This is a genomic window from Methylobacterium brachythecii, assembly GCF_014196345.1.
In the GTDB taxonomy this organism is placed as follows: domain Bacteria; phylum Pseudomonadota; class Alphaproteobacteria; order Rhizobiales; family Beijerinckiaceae; genus Methylobacterium; species Methylobacterium brachythecii.
This window is the reverse complement of sequence record NZ_JACIDN010000002.1, coordinates 109,312-125,123: the sequence shown is the minus strand read 5'-3', so window position 1 is coordinate 125,123 and position 15,812 is coordinate 109,312. Positions and strand designations below refer to the sequence as shown.

General features: G+C 66.5%; 17 protein-coding genes. 8 read left to right on the top strand and 9 right to left on the bottom strand.

What is annotated here, in order from left to right:
- The first annotated feature begins 27 nt into the window (after window positions 1–27).
- Complete coding sequence (locus GGR33_RS04655; protein WP_183502438.1) at window positions 28–1,290, top strand: MFS transporter; 1,263 nt, start codon at window positions 28–30, stop codon at window positions 1,288–1,290.
- A 177-nt stretch (window positions 1,291–1,467) separates the two neighbouring features.
- Window positions 1,468–2,133 carry a hypothetical protein gene (locus GGR33_RS04650; RefSeq protein WP_183502436.1) on the top strand — a complete coding sequence of 222 codons (666 nt, stop codon included), beginning with the start codon at window positions 1,468–1,470 and terminating at the stop codon, window positions 2,131–2,133.
- A 16-nt stretch (window positions 2,134–2,149) separates the two neighbouring features.
- Here the strand turns inward: GGR33_RS04650 and GGR33_RS04645 are convergent, their stop codons facing one another.
- Entirely contained in the window at window positions 2,150–2,689 is a 540-nt protein-coding gene (locus tag GGR33_RS04645) for a CoA-binding protein (protein ID WP_183502435.1), read from the bottom strand.
- A gap of 40 nt (window positions 2,690–2,729) precedes the next feature.
- Between GGR33_RS04645 and GGR33_RS04640 the strand changes: the two genes are divergently transcribed.
- Entirely contained in the window at window positions 2,730–3,152 is a 423-nt protein-coding gene (locus GGR33_RS04640; protein WP_246412850.1) for a PaaI family thioesterase, read from the top strand.
- On the opposite strand, the gene GGR33_RS04635 is transcribed toward GGR33_RS04640, so the two are convergent.
- From GGR33_RS04635 to GGR33_RS26200, 4 genes are all read right to left on the bottom strand, one after another.
- A complete protein-coding gene (locus GGR33_RS04635) occupies window positions 3,153–3,755 on the bottom strand; it encodes a protein-S-isoprenylcysteine O-methyltransferase (protein ID WP_183502433.1) in 603 nt (200 codons plus the stop codon). It lies immediately after the preceding gene.
- 35 nt (window positions 3,756–3,790) lie between these two features.
- Entirely contained in the window at window positions 3,791–5,011 is a 1,221-nt protein-coding gene (locus GGR33_RS04630) for a hypothetical protein (protein WP_183502431.1), read from the bottom strand.
- 13 nt (window positions 5,012–5,024) lie between these two features.
- On the bottom strand, window positions 5,025–5,669 hold the full coding sequence (locus GGR33_RS04625) for a hypothetical protein (RefSeq protein ID WP_183502429.1): 645 nt from the start codon (window positions 5,667–5,669) through the stop codon (window positions 5,025–5,027).
- Between the two features lie 136 nt (window positions 5,670–5,805).
- A complete protein-coding gene (locus GGR33_RS26200; protein ID WP_281381103.1) occupies window positions 5,806–5,937 on the bottom strand; it encodes a hypothetical protein in 132 nt (43 codons plus the stop codon).
- Window positions 5,938–6,505: 568 nt separating this feature from the next.
- On the opposite strand from GGR33_RS26200, the gene rplM reads away from it, so the two are divergent.
- The gene (rplM, locus tag GGR33_RS04620; RefSeq protein WP_183502427.1) at window positions 6,506–6,967 is read left to right on the top strand and encodes a 50S ribosomal protein L13; all 462 of its coding nucleotides are present in this window, start codon (window positions 6,506–6,508) and stop codon (window positions 6,965–6,967) included.
- A gap of 2 nt (window positions 6,968–6,969) precedes the next feature.
- Complete coding sequence (rpsI, locus tag GGR33_RS04615; protein WP_183502425.1) at window positions 6,970–7,455, top strand: 30S ribosomal protein S9; 486 nt, start codon at window positions 6,970–6,972, stop codon at window positions 7,453–7,455.
- A 92-nt stretch (window positions 7,456–7,547) separates the two neighbouring features.
- Here the strand turns inward: rpsI and GGR33_RS04610 are convergent, their stop codons facing one another.
- From GGR33_RS04610 to GGR33_RS04600, 3 genes are all read right to left on the bottom strand, one after another.
- A complete protein-coding gene (locus tag GGR33_RS04610; protein ID WP_183502423.1) occupies window positions 7,548–8,060 on the bottom strand; it encodes a DUF1697 domain-containing protein in 513 nt (170 codons plus the stop codon).
- 105 nt (window positions 8,061–8,165) lie between these two features.
- A complete protein-coding gene (locus tag GGR33_RS04605) occupies window positions 8,166–8,618 on the bottom strand; it encodes a response regulator (RefSeq protein ID WP_147047440.1) in 453 nt (150 codons plus the stop codon).
- A 31-nt stretch (window positions 8,619–8,649) separates the two neighbouring features.
- Complete coding sequence (locus GGR33_RS04600) at window positions 8,650–9,120, bottom strand: BLUF domain-containing protein (RefSeq protein WP_183502422.1); 471 nt, start codon at window positions 9,118–9,120, stop codon at window positions 8,650–8,652.
- A gap of 239 nt (window positions 9,121–9,359) precedes the next feature.
- On the opposite strand from GGR33_RS04600, the gene GGR33_RS04595 reads away from it, so the two are divergent.
- The 3 genes from GGR33_RS04595 to GGR33_RS04585 all read left to right on the top strand — a co-directional run bounded on the left by GGR33_RS04595 (window position 9,360) and on the right by GGR33_RS04585 (window position 14,519).
- On the top strand, window positions 9,360–10,751 hold the full coding sequence (locus tag GGR33_RS04595; protein ID WP_183502420.1) for a flagellar hook protein FlgE: 1,392 nt from the start codon (window positions 9,360–9,362) through the stop codon (window positions 10,749–10,751).
- 91 nt (window positions 10,752–10,842) lie between these two features.
- Window positions 10,843–12,711 carry a flagellar hook-associated protein FlgK gene (gene flgK, locus GGR33_RS04590; protein WP_183502418.1) on the top strand — a complete coding sequence of 623 codons (1,869 nt, stop codon included), beginning with the start codon at window positions 10,843–10,845 and terminating at the stop codon, window positions 12,709–12,711.
- Window positions 12,712–12,722: 11 nt separating this feature from the next.
- Window positions 12,723–14,519 (top strand): flagellin, encoded by a 1,797-nt coding sequence (locus tag GGR33_RS04585; protein WP_183502416.1) that lies wholly within the window; start codon window positions 12,723–12,725, stop codon window positions 14,517–14,519.
- A 79-nt stretch (window positions 14,520–14,598) separates the two neighbouring features.
- On the opposite strand, the gene GGR33_RS04580 is transcribed toward GGR33_RS04585, so the two are convergent.
- The gene (locus tag GGR33_RS04580; RefSeq protein WP_183502414.1) at window positions 14,599–15,738 is read right to left on the bottom strand and encodes a DUF4167 domain-containing protein; all 1,140 of its coding nucleotides are present in this window, start codon (window positions 15,736–15,738) and stop codon (window positions 14,599–14,601) included.
- Window positions 15,739–15,812: the final 74 nt, after the last annotated feature.

Below are 15,812 nucleotides of genomic sequence, written 5' to 3'. Positions count from 1 at the left end.
AGGAAACTCGGCTATACAGCCGCCGCCATGCAGATCTCTCCCACTCGTATCCTGCTCGCCAGCTTCGTCGGCACGGCGATCGAGTTCTACGACTTCTATATATACGCCACGGCGGCGGCCCTGGTGATCGGGCCGATCTTCTTCCCGCCCGGCGAGCCGGCGGCGCAGACGCTCCAGGCCTTCGCGACCTTCGCCATCGCCTTCCTGGCACGGCCGGTGGGGGCGGCTTTGTTCGGGCATTTCGGTGATCGGGTCGGGCGCAAGGCCACGCTCGTCGCCTCGCTGATGATCATGGGGCTGTCGACCGTCGCGATCGGCTGCCTACCCTCCTACGCGAGCATCGGCTGGCCAGCGCCGGCTCTCCTCTGCCTGTTCCGGGTCGGGCAGGGCATCGGCTTTGGCGGCGAATGGGGCGGTGCGGCCCTGCTCGCGGTCGAGAACGCGCCGCCCGGCCGGCGGGCGCTCTACGGTATCGCCCCGCAGCTCGGCGCCCCGGTGGGGTTCCTGGCGGCGAACCTGCTGTTCCTCGGCCTGAACTTCGGCCTGACACCCGAGGCCTTCGCGTCCTGGGGCTGGCGGCTGCTCTTCCTGGCCTCGGCCGTGCTCGTCGGCCTCGGGCTCTATGTGCGGTTGAAGCTCACCGAGACGCCGGCCTTCGCCGAGGCCTCGGCCAAGACCGCTCCGGAGCGCGTGCCGCTCGCCACCATCGTCACGCGCCATTGGCGGGCGACACTGCTCGGCACGCTTTCGATGGTGGCGCCCTACGCCCTGTTCTACCTCTGCACGGTCTTCGCGCTGAGCTGGGGCACCGGCGCGCTCGGCTATCCCAAGACAACCTTCCTGCTGTTCGAATGCGCGGCGATCCTGTTCTTGGCGCTGTCGATCCCGCTCGCCGGTGCGGCCGCGGACCGGTTCGGGCGCCGGCCGGTCCTGCTCTCCGGACTCCTGGCCACGGCCGGCTTCGGCGCCTTGTTCGGGCCGCTACTCGGCAGCGGGGAGGGCGTGCTGGTGCTCGCCTTCCTCTGCCTCGGCCTCTTCGCCATGGGCTGGATCTTCGGGCCGATGGGCGCAGCCTTGCCCGAACTGTTTCCCGTGCGGGTGCGCTACACGGGCGCCTCGGTGACGTACAACCTCGCTGGCATCCTCGGGGCGTCGATGGCGCCCTTCGCCGCGCAATGGCTCGCCGGGTGGGGCGGGATCGGCTCGGTCGGCGTGTATCTGGCCGCCGCCGCCGCGATCAGCTTCGTCGCCGTCCTGCTCATGGCCGAGACACGTCCGCGAGCCGCCTGAAAAGCTCGGCGGATAGGGCGATCGCTGAGCGCCCGTAGTGGCGGCTGCCGCGTGACGGCGCGCACCGCAGAGATCACGCCCCGAGTTGCATTACCAAATCAGTTCAAGGATGGTTCATCGATCAGTCCAAGATCGTTCGTCGTCTAAATTCGAGGCATATCGCAGAAGGACAGCGCCATGATTATTTGGGGCAGCTATGTGATGAACAAGGAGCTCAAGACGGGCGAATTCTACTGCCCGCATTGCTCGAATCCTCGAAGCTTCATTCACAAACTCCCAAGGCGCTGGGGTCACCTCTACTGGATTCCGCTGATCCCGATGGACAAGTACGATTCCTATATCGAGTGCCAGACCTGCAAGAAGACCTACAACGAGCAGGTTCTCGACCATGACCCGCGCCGCGACAAGGCAGCGGCCGAGACGAACCTCTCGGCCCTGATCGGTCAGATCATGATCCACGTGGCGCACGCGCAGAAGACGGAGCTGTCAGCTCCCTCCATTACGATGACGATCAAGGACGTCCTCGGGCTCGAGACGCTGTCGCCCCAGGCCGAGGAGACCTATGCGGTCCCGATGGACAAGAACGCGATGCTCGACCTCGTGCGCGAGCATGCCGGCTTGTTGACCGCAAAGGGCCAGGAGATCGTTCTCGTGAAATCCGTCGGCGCGATCCCGCTCACGCCCGAGGTCGGCCGCCTCGTCGGCGAGATCGGCGCGGCGATGGGAATGACCGCGTCCCACGTGAACGGTGTCCTCGCCGACCTCGCGCAGAACCCTGCCGCTCCGCATCTCGTCGAACCGGCTCTCGTACCGAGCCAGGAGCAGCGGGCGACAAGCGCCTGATCGCCGGCCTTTCGGACTACCGTTCGTCGATCGTCAGCCGCTGCACGCCGCGCTTGTCGAGCACCGGCTTCTTGGCGCTGATGATCCGCGTGTTCACGCCGGTCCAGCCGATCTCGCCAGAGAGACGGCCGTACTCGATCTTCGGGCAGCGGTTCATGATGACGGTGACGCCGCGCGCCTCGGCCCGCGCCGCCGCCTCATCGTTGCGCACGCTGAGCTGCATCCAGATGATCTTCGGCAATTCCGGAAGCGCCAGGGCCTCGTCCACGAGGCCGTCCGCGGCGATCGAATTGCGGAAGATCTCGACCATGTCGACCGGGCCGGGCAGCTCCGCGAGGCGGCCGATCACCGGCATGCCGAGGATGCTTTGGCCGGCGAGCCCGGGATTGACCGGCGTCACCGTGTAGCCGCGCTCGGACAGGTATTTCAGCACGATGTAGCTTGGCCGGGCCGGGTTCGCCGAGGCGCCGACCAGCGCGATCGTGCGCGTCTGCTTGAGCAGCGCGCGGATCCGAGCGTCCGGATAGTGATCGTGGTGAGCGAGGGCGACGTCCATGCCGTCTTGTGGGTCAGCGCATGCCGTGCTGCAAGACGCCATGAGCGTGATGAGCATGGACGAGACCCGCGACTTCCTCGATCGCGAGTTCCCGCAGATGAACGACGGCGGCCGGTCCTATCATCTGGAGGCGGTCGGCCCGCTCACCGCACGGATGCGGCTCGACCATCACGAGCGATTCCTGCGGCCGGGTGGCACCATTTCGGGGCCGGCCATGATGGCGCTGGCCGATTACGCGCTCTATGCAGCGATCCTCGCCAATCTCGGCCCGGTTGCGCTCGCGGTGACGACGTCTCTGAACTTCAACTTCCTGCGCAAGCCCGGCATGGAAGGGCTGATCGCCGAATGCAGCCTGATGAAGCTCGGACGGCGGCTCGCGGTGGGTGACGTGCGGATCACGACGAGAGGCAGCGACGACCTCGTCTGCCATGCGACGGGGACCTACTCGATCCCGCCGCGCTGATCAGCGCTTCGCCGTCAGCGCCTTCCACGGTACCACGCGCGGCGTCACGGCGGCATAGGCCAGCCATTCGTCGCCGAAACGCTCCTGCATCATCTGCTCCTCCCGCGGGACGCGGAAAAAATAGAGGCACCCGAACCCGACGAGGCCGGAGAGGCCGGCGATCCAGTTCGGCAGCAGGATCGCCTGGGCCAGCGCCCAGAGCCAGAAGGCGCTGTACATCGGATGGCGGACCCAGGCGTAGACGCCGTCGGTCTTGAGCCGATGTCCGTCGCGCAGTTCGAGGCTGAAGGACCATTCGCGCCCGAGGCCGCGGTGGCTCTTGTCGAACATCCACAGGGAGAGGGCGGCGACGAGGATGCCGAGCGCGACCAGGCCAGGATTGGTGGCGCGCTCTCCGATCCGCGCGAACCCGAACAGGCAGTAGATCGTGGGAATCAGGCCGATGCCGGTCGCCGAGATCGACAGCAGGATGTTCTCGCGCAGGTCCCAGTGCGAGCTCGCCACGGGCGTGCGCCGAGCCCGCCGCTTGTGCGGGATGCGGATCGCGTACCAGCCCACAACCAGGGCGAGGAAGGCGATCTTGCAGAGAAGCGGCGTCGTCATCGGGCGGCGATAGGGGCGATCAGGCCGGGGCGCAATCAGGCGCCGCGCGGCGATCTCGCGCCCGGCGCGCTGTCCGTGAGCGCGCCGCTCGCGTCGAGCCAGGCAATGGCCCCGTCCGGCGAGCGCGCGAGGTCTTCGCAGAAGAATGGCCCGCAGACGAACAGGAAGTAGTCGTACTCGCTCCGGCGCGTTGCCGCGTGGAAGAACAGGTTGTGCTTGCGGAAGAAATCGAAGCGCAGGGCGCGCAGGGCCTCCGGCGAGATCATGTGCCGGAACGTAGCCTTGCGGCTGATCGTGGGGTGCACCGGCGTGAGGCCCATGGCCACCGCCGGGTCGACATAGGGGAAGTTCATCACGTCGTGCTGGGACCAGTAATCGGCCCAGATCAGCCGCGACGACGCGGTCACCGCAGCGGTCGCCCGGCGCAACGGTTCGGCGGCGCTGTGCAGGCCGATCTTGAGAACGGACGAGCCGATGGTCAGGAGCGCGATCCGCGTACGGCTAGATCCGGCGGCTGGCGGCAGGCCGGCGAGCAGCATCTCGGCGAGATGCAGGATCATGACGGCGCCGAGGCTGTGACCGATGAGCAGGACTTCATCGTAGGTGCCGGCCTCGACCGCCGCATGCACCTCGCGGCGGCCCTCGTCTAGGCGTCCGGCGAGCTCCGGTTCGAGCCGGCGCGCCAGCACGCTGGCGAAGGCCCAATCCTCCAGCAGGATGAACAGGAAAAGTTTTTTCGAGAAGACCGCGATCGCCGCGGCGAAGACCGCGATCCCGGCGAGGGTCGCGAGCAGCGATCCGAGCGGCGCAGAGAGCCACCTCCCGACGAGAATGCCGGCCATCACGGCGGCCAGCATCATCGCCAGCGGCGCCAGGGTGAAGATGGCGTAGCGCCAGCCGTAGCGGAAATAGCCGAGGATCGCCGGGTCGAGCAGGAAGTCGAACAATCCGCGAATGCCGAGCGCGACGCGGCGCATTGGCGGCCGGCGGTGCCCCTGCTCGATCAGGTCGTCGACCCGGATGATCCGGTAGTCGGTCTGCGTCTGCCAGTCCGGTCCGGCGGCCTCGGCCGGCCAGCGCCCCTGTCGCGGCAGCACCTCGATCGCGCCGGTCTCGGTCCTGGCCGACCAGGTCTGGCCAAAGGTCGCGAGGTCGCGCCCGAAGCGCCGGTGGAACCGCTCGGGCGCCGTCAGTTGGTAACCGTGGATGTGAACGACGAGCCTGCTGCGGACGACCCGTCCCGACGGGGCCGTCATACGGCCGGCCGCATCACTGGGCGGCGGCGAGCGACTGGGCCGTGCGGCGGTCGTTGCCTTCGTTCATCTTCTTCATGCCGTTGATGAACTCTTCCGGCATCACCAGGGAGTTCGGCGCGCTCAGGCCCATGTAGCGGCCGACATCCGCGACCCAGCCGCTGCAATTGTTGAAGATTGCGTGCCAGGTGCCGGAATTGGCCTGCTTGTTCTTGATGTAGGCGACGATCCGGCGGAACTCGGGCTCCTCGACGGTGACCCGGTAGCGGGCGGAGACATACTTGTCTTCGAGATCGCCGTCGCTGGGGCCGGTCTCCGACTTCACGGGGACGATGTGCCCGATCATCCAGGGCTGCGGGCTGTCGCCCGCCGGATGCAGGCCGGCCACCACGCGGTCGACGAGCTGGCCCTTCGCGTTGAGGCGCCCGTACATGATGAAGGTGTGGCCGTAGCTCAGCGCGTAGCGCGAGCGGAATTCGATGGCGTAGAGCTGCTTGCCGCGAATGCTGGTCTGCGCGGCTTCGGGGCCACCGCGGGCGGCGTCGGCGCGCTGGCCGGCCAGCCCGATGGCGAGGAGACCTGCGGTCAAAGCAAGGAGAGGGAGCCGGCTCCAGGTCCGCGTCGTCCGGACGCGTCCAGGCAAATCGCGAATGTCGGCCATGGGCCAGGCTCCAGCAGCGTCGTTGTGTCTGTGCGTGTCTTCCGAGCGACGGCGGAAACGAGTAGGGGCTCGCTCTTGGCGAGCCCCTGGGCCGTCTGGTTCGGAGACCGGTCGATTAAATACTGGTCTTCAGAGATCAGTACTTGGAGATGACCGGAGCCGGGGCCGGCGGGGGAGCCTTGCCCTTGCCGATGCAAGCGGAAGCGTTGAGGGCAACGACGGCGGCGAAGGCGAGCAGAACGACGCGCTTGGTGGTGGAGGTGATCATCGTAGTCTCCGACTCAGTTCCGAATGAACCACCTCAGCTTACGGTATGGCTAAGCTAGCAATAGTGCTGAAAAAGCACAGTGCGTTTGCATCGCCCCATTTTGGGCCAGGACCATCCGTTCGCCGGTCTCGCAAATTCAACCATTCCCGCTAACCGTTTGTTAACGGTTGTGGATTCGCGCGGTCTCCGCGTTGTGCGGCCACAGGGAAGCGCTCTCTGCCAGGCCTTCCGCAAGCGTTGGCGAGACCGGAATGTGGCGCGAATGTCATGGTGCGGCCCGCTCTCATTTGAGGAGATACGCTGGCGCGACCTGGAAGCGTTCTCAATACTGCACAAGAGCTTGGCGTTTTGCCCAATCGGCGCGCACATCGCACCTTTCAAAGGACGCGTATGACAATGGGGTACTATGATACCGTAATTGCTAAATCACTGATATTATGGCGTTAGTTGAAAAAGCGTCGGAGCGAACTTGACGTGCTGCGATTCGGCCCGTATGGACCGCCCGAACGCCGCTGCGTCTCTCCGACGCGGCGGCGCCTTTTATTCCGAAACCCGGTACGGATCAGCCATGAAGACCACCTCGCTGAAGCCCGCCGACGTCGACAAGAAGTGGCTCGTGATCGATGCGGAGGGCCTCGTCGTCGGCCGTCTGGCCTCGATCGTCGCCATGCGTCTGCGCGGCAAGCACAAGCCTGCCTATACCCCTCACGTCGATTGCGGCGACAACGTCATCGTCATCAACGCGGAGAAGGTGAAGTTCACCGGCCGCAAATACGTGCAGAAGAACTACTACCACCACACCGGCTATCCGGGTGGCATCAAGGAGCGCTCGGCCAAGTACATCCTCGAGGGTCGCTTCCCCGAGCGTGTTGTCGAGAAGGCCGTGGAGCGCATGCTGCCGCGTGGCCCGCTCTTCCGCCAGATCATGGGCAACCTGCGCGTCTACAAGGGCGCCGAGCATCCCCACGAAGCCCAGCAGCCGCAGGCGCTCGACGTCGGCGCCCTCAACCGCAAGAACGTGAGCGCTTGATCATGGCGACGCTTCAGTCCCTCTCCGACCTCAACCGGTCGAACACCGACACGACGAACCCCGAGCAGCAGGCTCCGGTCCACGTCCAGAAGATCGACAAGCAGGGTCGCGCCTACGCCACCGGCAAGCGCAAGGACGCGGTCGCCCGCGTCTGGATCAAGCCCGGCAACGGCACCGTGGTCGTCAACGGCCGCACCATCGAGTCCTACTTCGCTCGCCCGGTGCTGCGCATGATCCTGCGCCAGCCGCTCGAGATCGTCAGCCGCGTCGACCAGTACGACATCACCGTCACGGTGAAGGGTGGTGGTCTCTCCGGTCAGGCCGGCGCCGTGCGCCACGGCCTCTCGAAGGCGCTCACCTACTACGAGCCCGAGCTGCGCTCGCCGCTCAAGCGCGAAGGCTTCCTGACCCGCGATCCGCGCGTCGTCGAGCGTAAGAAGTACGGCCGCAAGAAGGCTCGCCGTAGCTTCCAGTTCTCGAAGCGCTGATCTTTCGAAATCGAGTTGCGAAGGGCGGGTCCGAAAGGATCCGCCTTTTTCGTTTGTGGTTTGATCTGACGAAGTGGCTCGTGACGGACAGATTACTCGGTGGCCATGGCTGCGAGCTTGGCGACCGTGTTCATGTTCCGCGCCGTGCCATTTGCCGCTGCCGGGATGCGGAGCTTCGATTGCCCCATGCCGGCGATCAAGTAGCGCACGTAGATCTCACGCCGGCCAAGGCGGATCTCCTCGTCGGCCAGCCCGGAAACGCGAGACAGCATATCGGGGTGGGTCGCCTCGTCGAGGAAGATCGCGATGACGCGGCTGGCCGGATGATCCGGGAAGGGATTTCGCGCGAGCACCTCGGCCATCTCGGCCGCGTCCCGCACGACGACGCCGACGCGCTTGCCGAAATGGCTCAGCAGACGCTCTTCGAGCGCGAGTTTGACCTCCGCCGCGCTCTTGTCGCTAGAGAAGACGACGTTGCCGCTGGCGATGTAAGTGCGGACCTCCTCGAGGCCCGCCTCCTCGCAGAACCGCGCGAGATCCGCCATGGCGAGCTTGCCCGTGCCGCCGACGTTCACGGCGCGCAGAAGGGCGACGAAGCGTGTCACGGTTTGCTCACTCCGACGGGGTGACAACCACCACGGGGCGGCCGCTGCCGAAGCCGTGCGGTTCCAGCCTCGACGGCAGGCTGAGGATCAGCCCGTGTTCGTCGCTCAAATCTTGCCGAGCAGCGGGAATTCCTGGCTGAGCGTCGATTCCATCGGCAGCGGGGCCTCACGACGGCGCGGCTTACGGTTGAGGACCTGCTTCAGCTTGGTCTTCAAGAGCGCGATGTCGAAGGGCTTCAGCAGGAAGGCGTCGGCGCCGGCGAGGTGGGCGACATTCACATCTTCGAAGTCGAAGGTCGCCTCGGTCAGGATGAAGGGCGTGTTCATCAGCGCGTTGTCCGCGCGGACCTCGCGCAGCAAGGTCAGCCCGTCCATCGGCTCGAGGTTCAGGTCGCAGATCACCAGGGCGTATTTACGGGCGCGCATGCGCTCGAGCGCCTCGAAGGCATCCGACACGCCCTCGACCTCCGGAAAGCCCAGCCGGGTCAGCAGTTCGATCACCAGCCGAAGTAGCTTCGGCTGATCGTCGACGATCAGGATGGCGGGGACGTCGCTCATTGCGCTCTCGGCAGTGTCCGGCATGACGATATCAGACGAAGAGATGATCGATGCCCTGCTTCGACATCGTGTCTTGCTGGAGCGTGGTGGCGAGATTGTGGATCGTGCTGCTCTTGGGCGTTCCGCGCTGGAGCATGGGCAACAATCCGGCCTTGTTGAAATGGATCTCGGTGGTTCCGCTGCGCACGCCCGTGGTGAAGGACGTGACGAAGGCGCGCTTGTTGATCTCCCGCCACTCGACGATCTTGACGTCGCGATGGCGCGTGTCGGCCGCGATCCGCTGGAACGTCTCGTTTACGGACATCCGCTCGCCCTCGATGATTTGGACGGCGAAGCTGCCCTCCACGATCAGGAAGCTCGTGATCACCGAGAACTCGTTCTTCTTCTGCGCATGTTTGGTGATCTCGCTGATCTGGCGCGCACGTGAGGGCGCGTCGGCCGCGAGGTTCAGCCGCGAGAAGTAGATCAAGTTGACGAGGCTGGTCCGCTTGGCAGGCCGCATAGACTCATTCCGATCCCGCATTTCGAGCGCAGGAGCCGCACCCTAGCGGGCTTGCCGATAACGTCGCGTAAACGACGAAAGCACTCGGCAACACTTGCCGGGACTATCGCGCACGGTGCCGAAATCTGCCGCGTGCCGGCCGGGCACGCCAAGCAATATCAAGTACTTAGGCCTGGCATGAGCGTTGCGCCGGCCGTTGCGAGGGCGGAGCCGCCCAGGCGGCAGGAGGAGTACCGGCCATGGACGTTTTTACCGCGATGCAGACGGCGGTCTCGGGACTGAAGGCTCAGTCTTACGCCCTCGACAACATCTCCGGGAACATCGCGAACTCGCAGACGACGGGCTACAAGCGCATCGATACGAGTTTCGTCGACCTGATCGCCGAACAGACGGCGCGCCGCGAGGTCGCCGGCAGCGTGGCGGCCTATTCGCAGCTCACCAATACCATCCAGGGGAATCTGTCCTCGACCGGCGTCGCTACCAACATGGCGCTGAACGGTCAGGGCTTCTTCGTCGTCCAGAAGAAGACCTCGGATGCGAGCGGCAACACAACCTTCTCGGCCAGCAACCTCTACACGCGCCGCGGTGACTTCGCGCCGGACAAGGACGGCTACCTCGCGAACGGGGCCGGCTCCTACCTCACGGGCACCATGCTCGATCCGGTGACGGGGCAGTCGACCTCCAACGGACCGATCAAGATCTCGAACACCGTGCTGCCGGCCAAGGCGACGACCACGATCACGTATTCGGCGAACCTGCCGAAGACGCCGGCCACCGCCAAGACGACGACGACCGCCGGCTCCGAGTTGCTCGGACCCTTCGCCGACGGATCCGACCCCCGCATCACCAGCGGCACCGGAACGGCGACGGTGTCGTCCGCTAACGCACAGAGCTTCGTCGACAACAGCATCCAGGGACCGCAGCTGACGGCCTATACCGCCGCCGGATCGCCCGTTGCGGTCACGACGCGCTGGGCCAAGGTTACGAATGCCGACGCTTCGGCGACTCCGCCGACCACCGACACCTGGAACTTGTTCTATGCCAGCGGCACGTCCACGACGGGCAACAATACCGGCTGGACCAATGTCGGGCAGGCCTTCAGCTTCAATGCGAGCGGTCAGCTCACCTCACCGTCGACGACGTCGATCACCATCCCGAACCTCACCGTCGACGGCGCGACGGTCGGTAACGTCACCCTCGACTACGGCGCCGGTGGGCTCACCGAATATGCGTCGAGCACCGGCGGCGCCACGACGAACGCCCTCCAGCAGAACGGTTATTCGTCCGGCACACTGAACTCGGTGGACGTCTCCGACGACGGCAAGATCACCGGCACCTATTCGAACGGTGCCTCCCTGACGCTCGCCACCATCAACGTCGTCCACTTCACCAACGACGACGGGCTCAAGCCGGATTCCCTGGGGAACTACCAGCAGACGCAGGACTCGGGTGTGCCGATCACCGGCCTCAAAGGCACGACCATCGTCGGAGGCAACGTCGAGCAATCCAATACCGACATTGCCGGCGAGTTCTCTAAGATGATCGTAACGCAACAGGCCTATTCTGCGAATACGCGCGTCATCTCGACCGCCCAGACGATGATGTCCGATCTGATCAACATCATCCGCTGAACGAGGCTGAGATTGGCATCGGTCTGATGACGCGCTCCGAAACGAAACGATCTGCCGGGCGCGTCGCAGCCCGTTCGAGAGGAGGTGTCAGGTGTCCCTCAATGCCCTGAACACGTCGACGGCCGGTCTCAAGCTGACGCAGGCGCAGCTCGGGATCGTTTCCCAGAACATCGCCAATGCCGGCACGGTGGGCTACGTCCGCCGTACGCTCGATCCCGTCACGACGGGACCGGGCAATTCCGGCGTGGCGAGCGGCACGATCAACCGGAGCCTCGACGCGGCCGCGCTGAAGCAACTCCGGCTTGAGACCTCCGGCGCCGGTTACACGACGGTGCTGTCGAGCGTTCTCTCGCAGATCGACAAGCTCTACGGCACCCCCGGCTCCTCGACCTCGCTCGATGGCCTGGTCAACGGCTTCTCCTCGGCCCTGCAGACCCTGGCCTCCGATCCGACCTCGGCCGCGGCCCGCTCGGCCGTGGTGACGAGCGCATCGAGCCTCGCCTCCCAGATCGGTGGGATCGCGGGAAGCGTGCAGGATCTGCGCAGCGCGATGGAGTCGCAGCTCTCGCAGGACACCACGCAGGCGAACCGGCTGCTGAAGTCGATCGCCGACCTCAACACCCGTGTGTCGCAGGCGAGCGACGGCGCCAACAAGGCCGACCTGCTCGACCAGCGCGACCAGGCGGTCAACTCGCTCTCCGCGCTGATGGACGTTCAGAGCGTCCCGCAATCCGACGGCACCGTCTCGCTGATCACCACGACGGGCGTCACCCTCGTCGACCGCGGCAATCCGACCGTCCTGTCCTTCGATTCCCGCGGCACGCTCTCGCCGGACTCGCAGTACTCGACCGATCCCTCGAAGCGCGGCGTCGGCACGATCACGGCGAAGACGCCCGGCGGCGCCACGATCGACCTCGTCGCGGCCGGAGCGATTCGGTCCGGCTCGATCGCGGCCGAGCTTGAGATGCGCGACACGGTGCTGCCGCAGGCGCAGCGCCAGCTCGACGACCTCGCCGCCGGCCTGTCGCGCTCGATGTCGGACAATCAGGCGGTCGGCACGGCCGTGACCGCGGGCGGAAAGTCCGGCTTCGACATCGACCTGTCGAATCTCAAGGCGGGCAATGCGATCACCCTGACCGTTAAGGACGGCTCGGGGACGCGCAACCTGATCCTGATGCCGTCCTACACGACGCCGCCGGCCAGTCCCGATGCGTCCCTGACGGACGACCCCAACGCGACGGTCGTTCCGTTCACCATCCCGGCGCCGCCCGCGACGCCCAGTGCCTCCGACATCGCCTCCGCGATCTCAGCCAAGCTCGGTTCGAGCTACGACGTGAGCGCGAGCGGACCCTCGGGCACGGTGCGCATCCTCTCGAACGGCACACCGACCCTGCTCGCGGCCAATGCCAGCGTGACCCAGCCGGCCTCGCCGACCGACAAGGGCACCGGCACGCAGCTCGCGCTCTTCGTCGATTCCGGCAACAAGAACGGGCTCTATACCGGCTCGTTCGACGGCGGATCGCAACTCACCGGCTTCGCGCAGCGGATCGCCGTCAACCCGGCCGTCGTCACCAACACCGCGATGCTGGTGACGCAGACCTCCACCGAGGTCAGCGATTCCTCGCGGCCGCAGGCGCTCTACAACGCACTGAACACCACGCAGCGGACCTTCTCGGCGGCGAGCGGAATCGGCGGCGTCAACGCGCCTACGACGTCGAGTGTGAGCGGGTTCGCCCGTTCGGTCATCGCCTCCCAGGGCGCGGCGGCGGCCTCCGCCCAGGATCTCGACGAGGGCCAGGGCATCGCGCTCGCCACGGCACAGGGCCGGTTCTCGAGCCAGTCCGGCGTGAACATCGACGAGGAGATGTCGAAGCTCATCGAGCTTCAGACCGCCTACACCGCCAACGCGCGCGTGCTCACCGCCGCCCGCGACATGCTCGACGCGCTGCTGCGCATCTGACGGGGCGCGCCATGACGACGATCAACTCCTTCGCAGCCGGCAGCTACGCCGCCGACCGCACCGCCGCCAGCCTGCTCACGCTCAAGAGCCGCCTCGACGGGCTGACGAACCAGCTCTCCACCGGCCGGGTCGCCGACACCTATGGGGGCCTCGGCTCGGCCCGCACGGCCAGCCTCAGCGCGCATGCCACGATCAGCGCGCTCGACGGTTACGTCGCCTCGATCAACGGCGGGTCGACGCAGGTGAACCTGGCCGCGACCAGCCTGACGCAGGTCAAGAAGCTCGCCGACACCCTGGGCACCAGCCTGACTACCAATCTGCAGTCGAGCACCAGCACCGGCATCACCACCAGCGTGGCGCTGGCCAAGTCGGGTCTCGACGGCGCGATCGACGCGCTCAACCAGAGTGCGGCCGGCAAATACATCTTCGGCGGACGCACGACCGACAAGCCGCCGGTGGTGTCGTCGGACCTCATGTTGAATGGCGACTCCCTTTCCGGGCTTGCAGGCCTGAAGGATCTGATCGCCGAACAGCGGAAAGCGGACCTCGGCCCCGGCAACAATGGCCGGCTGACCCAGACGCAGAGCGGCACGACGGTGAGCCTCACCGAAGATGCCAACGCCGAGGCGCGGGCGAATTTCGGTTTCTCGCTGCTCTCCGCCACGAGCTCGAACACCAGCGGCATCGCGGCAAACCTCACCCCCGGCACCGCGGCGGCGGTCGACCTGTCCTTTGCCAGTCAACCGAGCGATGGCGACCGCGTGCGCGTGGCCGTGCTGCAGCCCGATGGAAGCCAGAAGATCCTCGACCTGACGGCGAGAAGCAGCGTCGCGGCCGGTTCGACGGACAGCTTCGCCATCGGTGCGACCCCGGCCGACACGGCCGCGAACCTGAAGACGCTTCTCGGCGGCGCATCGATCGCCAGCGTGCAGAGCGCCAGCCCGCCCGGCGTGTCGGCCGCCTTCTCAGGTGGCAGCCCCGCTTCGCTGCAGCTCTCGGCAGGCACTCCGGCTGCCGGTGATACGATCACTCTGACGGTAGGCCTGCGCGACGGCACGACCCAAAGCATCACCCTCACTGCCGCCGCAACGGCGGACCCGACCTCGACGAGCAGCTTCACCATCGGTGCGACGCCCGCACAGACCGCCGCAAACGTCTCGGCCGCGCTGTCGAATGCGCTTCAACAGACTGGCAAGACGGCGCTCTCGGCGAGTTCCGCCGTGCGCGCCGCCGACAATTTCTTCGACGGCTCATCCTCGGCCGGCCTCGCTCCGCGCCGCGTCTCCGCGGACGGCAACGGCTATGCGGAGACCGCCAGCAAGAGCACGGTGATCTGGTACACGGGCGACGACGCGGCCACCGATCCGCGTGCCACGACCAGCGTTCAGATCGGTGCCGACCGCACCGTCGCCATCGGCGCGAGGGCGAACGAGCAGCCCTTGCGCGATACGCTCGCCGGCTTCGCGGTGCTTGCCGCTGACAGCTTCACGGATGCGACGGGGACGCAGGACGCGGCACGCTACCAGGCGACGGCCAGCCGGGTACAGGGGCTGGTGGAGCCGGGCGACACCAAGACCAGCGTCGCCGACATGGTGGGCGAGTTCGGGATCGCGTCGAGCACCATGGCCGACGCCAAGACGCAGGCGCAATCGACCAAGAACACGCTGCTGGATTCGATCCAAGGCGTCGAGCAGGTCTCGACCGAGGAGGTGGCGGCCAAGCTCATGACGCTGCAGACCCAGCTCCAGGCCAGCTACCAGGTCACCTCTATGCTCTCGAAGCTCTCGCTGGTGAACTACCTCTCGTAGTCGCGCGGCCCGCATTGCCCGAAACGAAAAGAGCCGCCCAGCGAGGGCGGCTCTTTTGTCATCGGTCGGGAGTTGGCGATCACTCGCCTGCGTCGGCCACTTCGGGCTTCTCGGGCGCTGCGCCCTCTTCGCCGGCCTTGTAACGCGTCCGGCGGCGACGGGGCTTCGGCGCGGGAGCCGCCTCATCCGAGACCGCCTCGTGCTGGGGTGCCGCGACGGGCTCCGGCGCAGAGCGTGTCGGTTCGGCCGTCGGCTCGGGAGCCGGTGCAGGGTTGCGCGTCGCCGTCATCAGGAACGCGGGCAGAGCCGACGTCTCGTCTGCGGCCGGGCGATGGCTTTCGTCGCGGTGACGCTCGCGGCGCGGCGACTCGTTCCGGGGCGGCGGAGCCTCGTCGCGGCTCTGCTCCTGACGCGGCGCGTCCTGACGTCCGTCCTGGCGCCCTGCATCCTGGCGCCCCGCATCTTGGCGATTGCGTTCGGGGCGGCCGCCGTCCTGGCGGTTGTAGTTGCCGCGGCCGTTCTCGTAGCGCGGTTGATCCTGGTTGAACTGGTCGTTCCGCGGCGCGTCCTGCCGGGTATACTCCTGACGACCGTAATCCTGGCGACCCTGCTCGGGACGGCCCTGGTCGTTCCGGCCGTAATCCTGGCGCGGCTGCTCCTGCCGGGGCTGTTCCTGGCGGTAGTCGCCGCGATTGTAGTCCTGGCGATTGTTGTCGAAGCGCTGCGGACGATCATTCCGATCGTTGCGGTTCTGGAAGCGCTGCGGGCGATCGTTGCGATCCTGGCCGCGATCCTGGCGATCGCTGCCGCGGTGCTGCTGACGCGGCTCGTAATCCTGGCGCTCGTAGGGCTGGGGCTGCTGGCCGGGATCGCCGTACTCGTCGGCGCCATAGCCCTGACGGCCCTGGTCGGCGCCGTTCTGGCCCTGCACGTCCTCGTCGCCCTCGTCCTCGTCGTCGAAGCCGTTGCGGGCGTAGCCCTGGCTCGCCTGAGGCCGGTTCGGCTCCTGGGCACCGGTGATGATGCGGAAATAATGCTCGCCGTGCTGGAAGTAGTTTTCCGCAGCGACGGGGTCGCCGCTCGCTAGCGCGTCACGCGCGAGCTGGGCGTACTTGTCGGCAATGTGCTGCGCGGTGCCGCGGATTTTGACGTCGGGGCCGTTGGACTCGTACGACCGGGTCAAAGGATTGGGACCCTTCGGCCGGTTGCGACCGCGCATCCGTCTGTTCTGGTTTGGTCTCATCGGCCTCGATTGACCTTTCGCTCGTAACAGAAATGATCTCTGACAGGGTC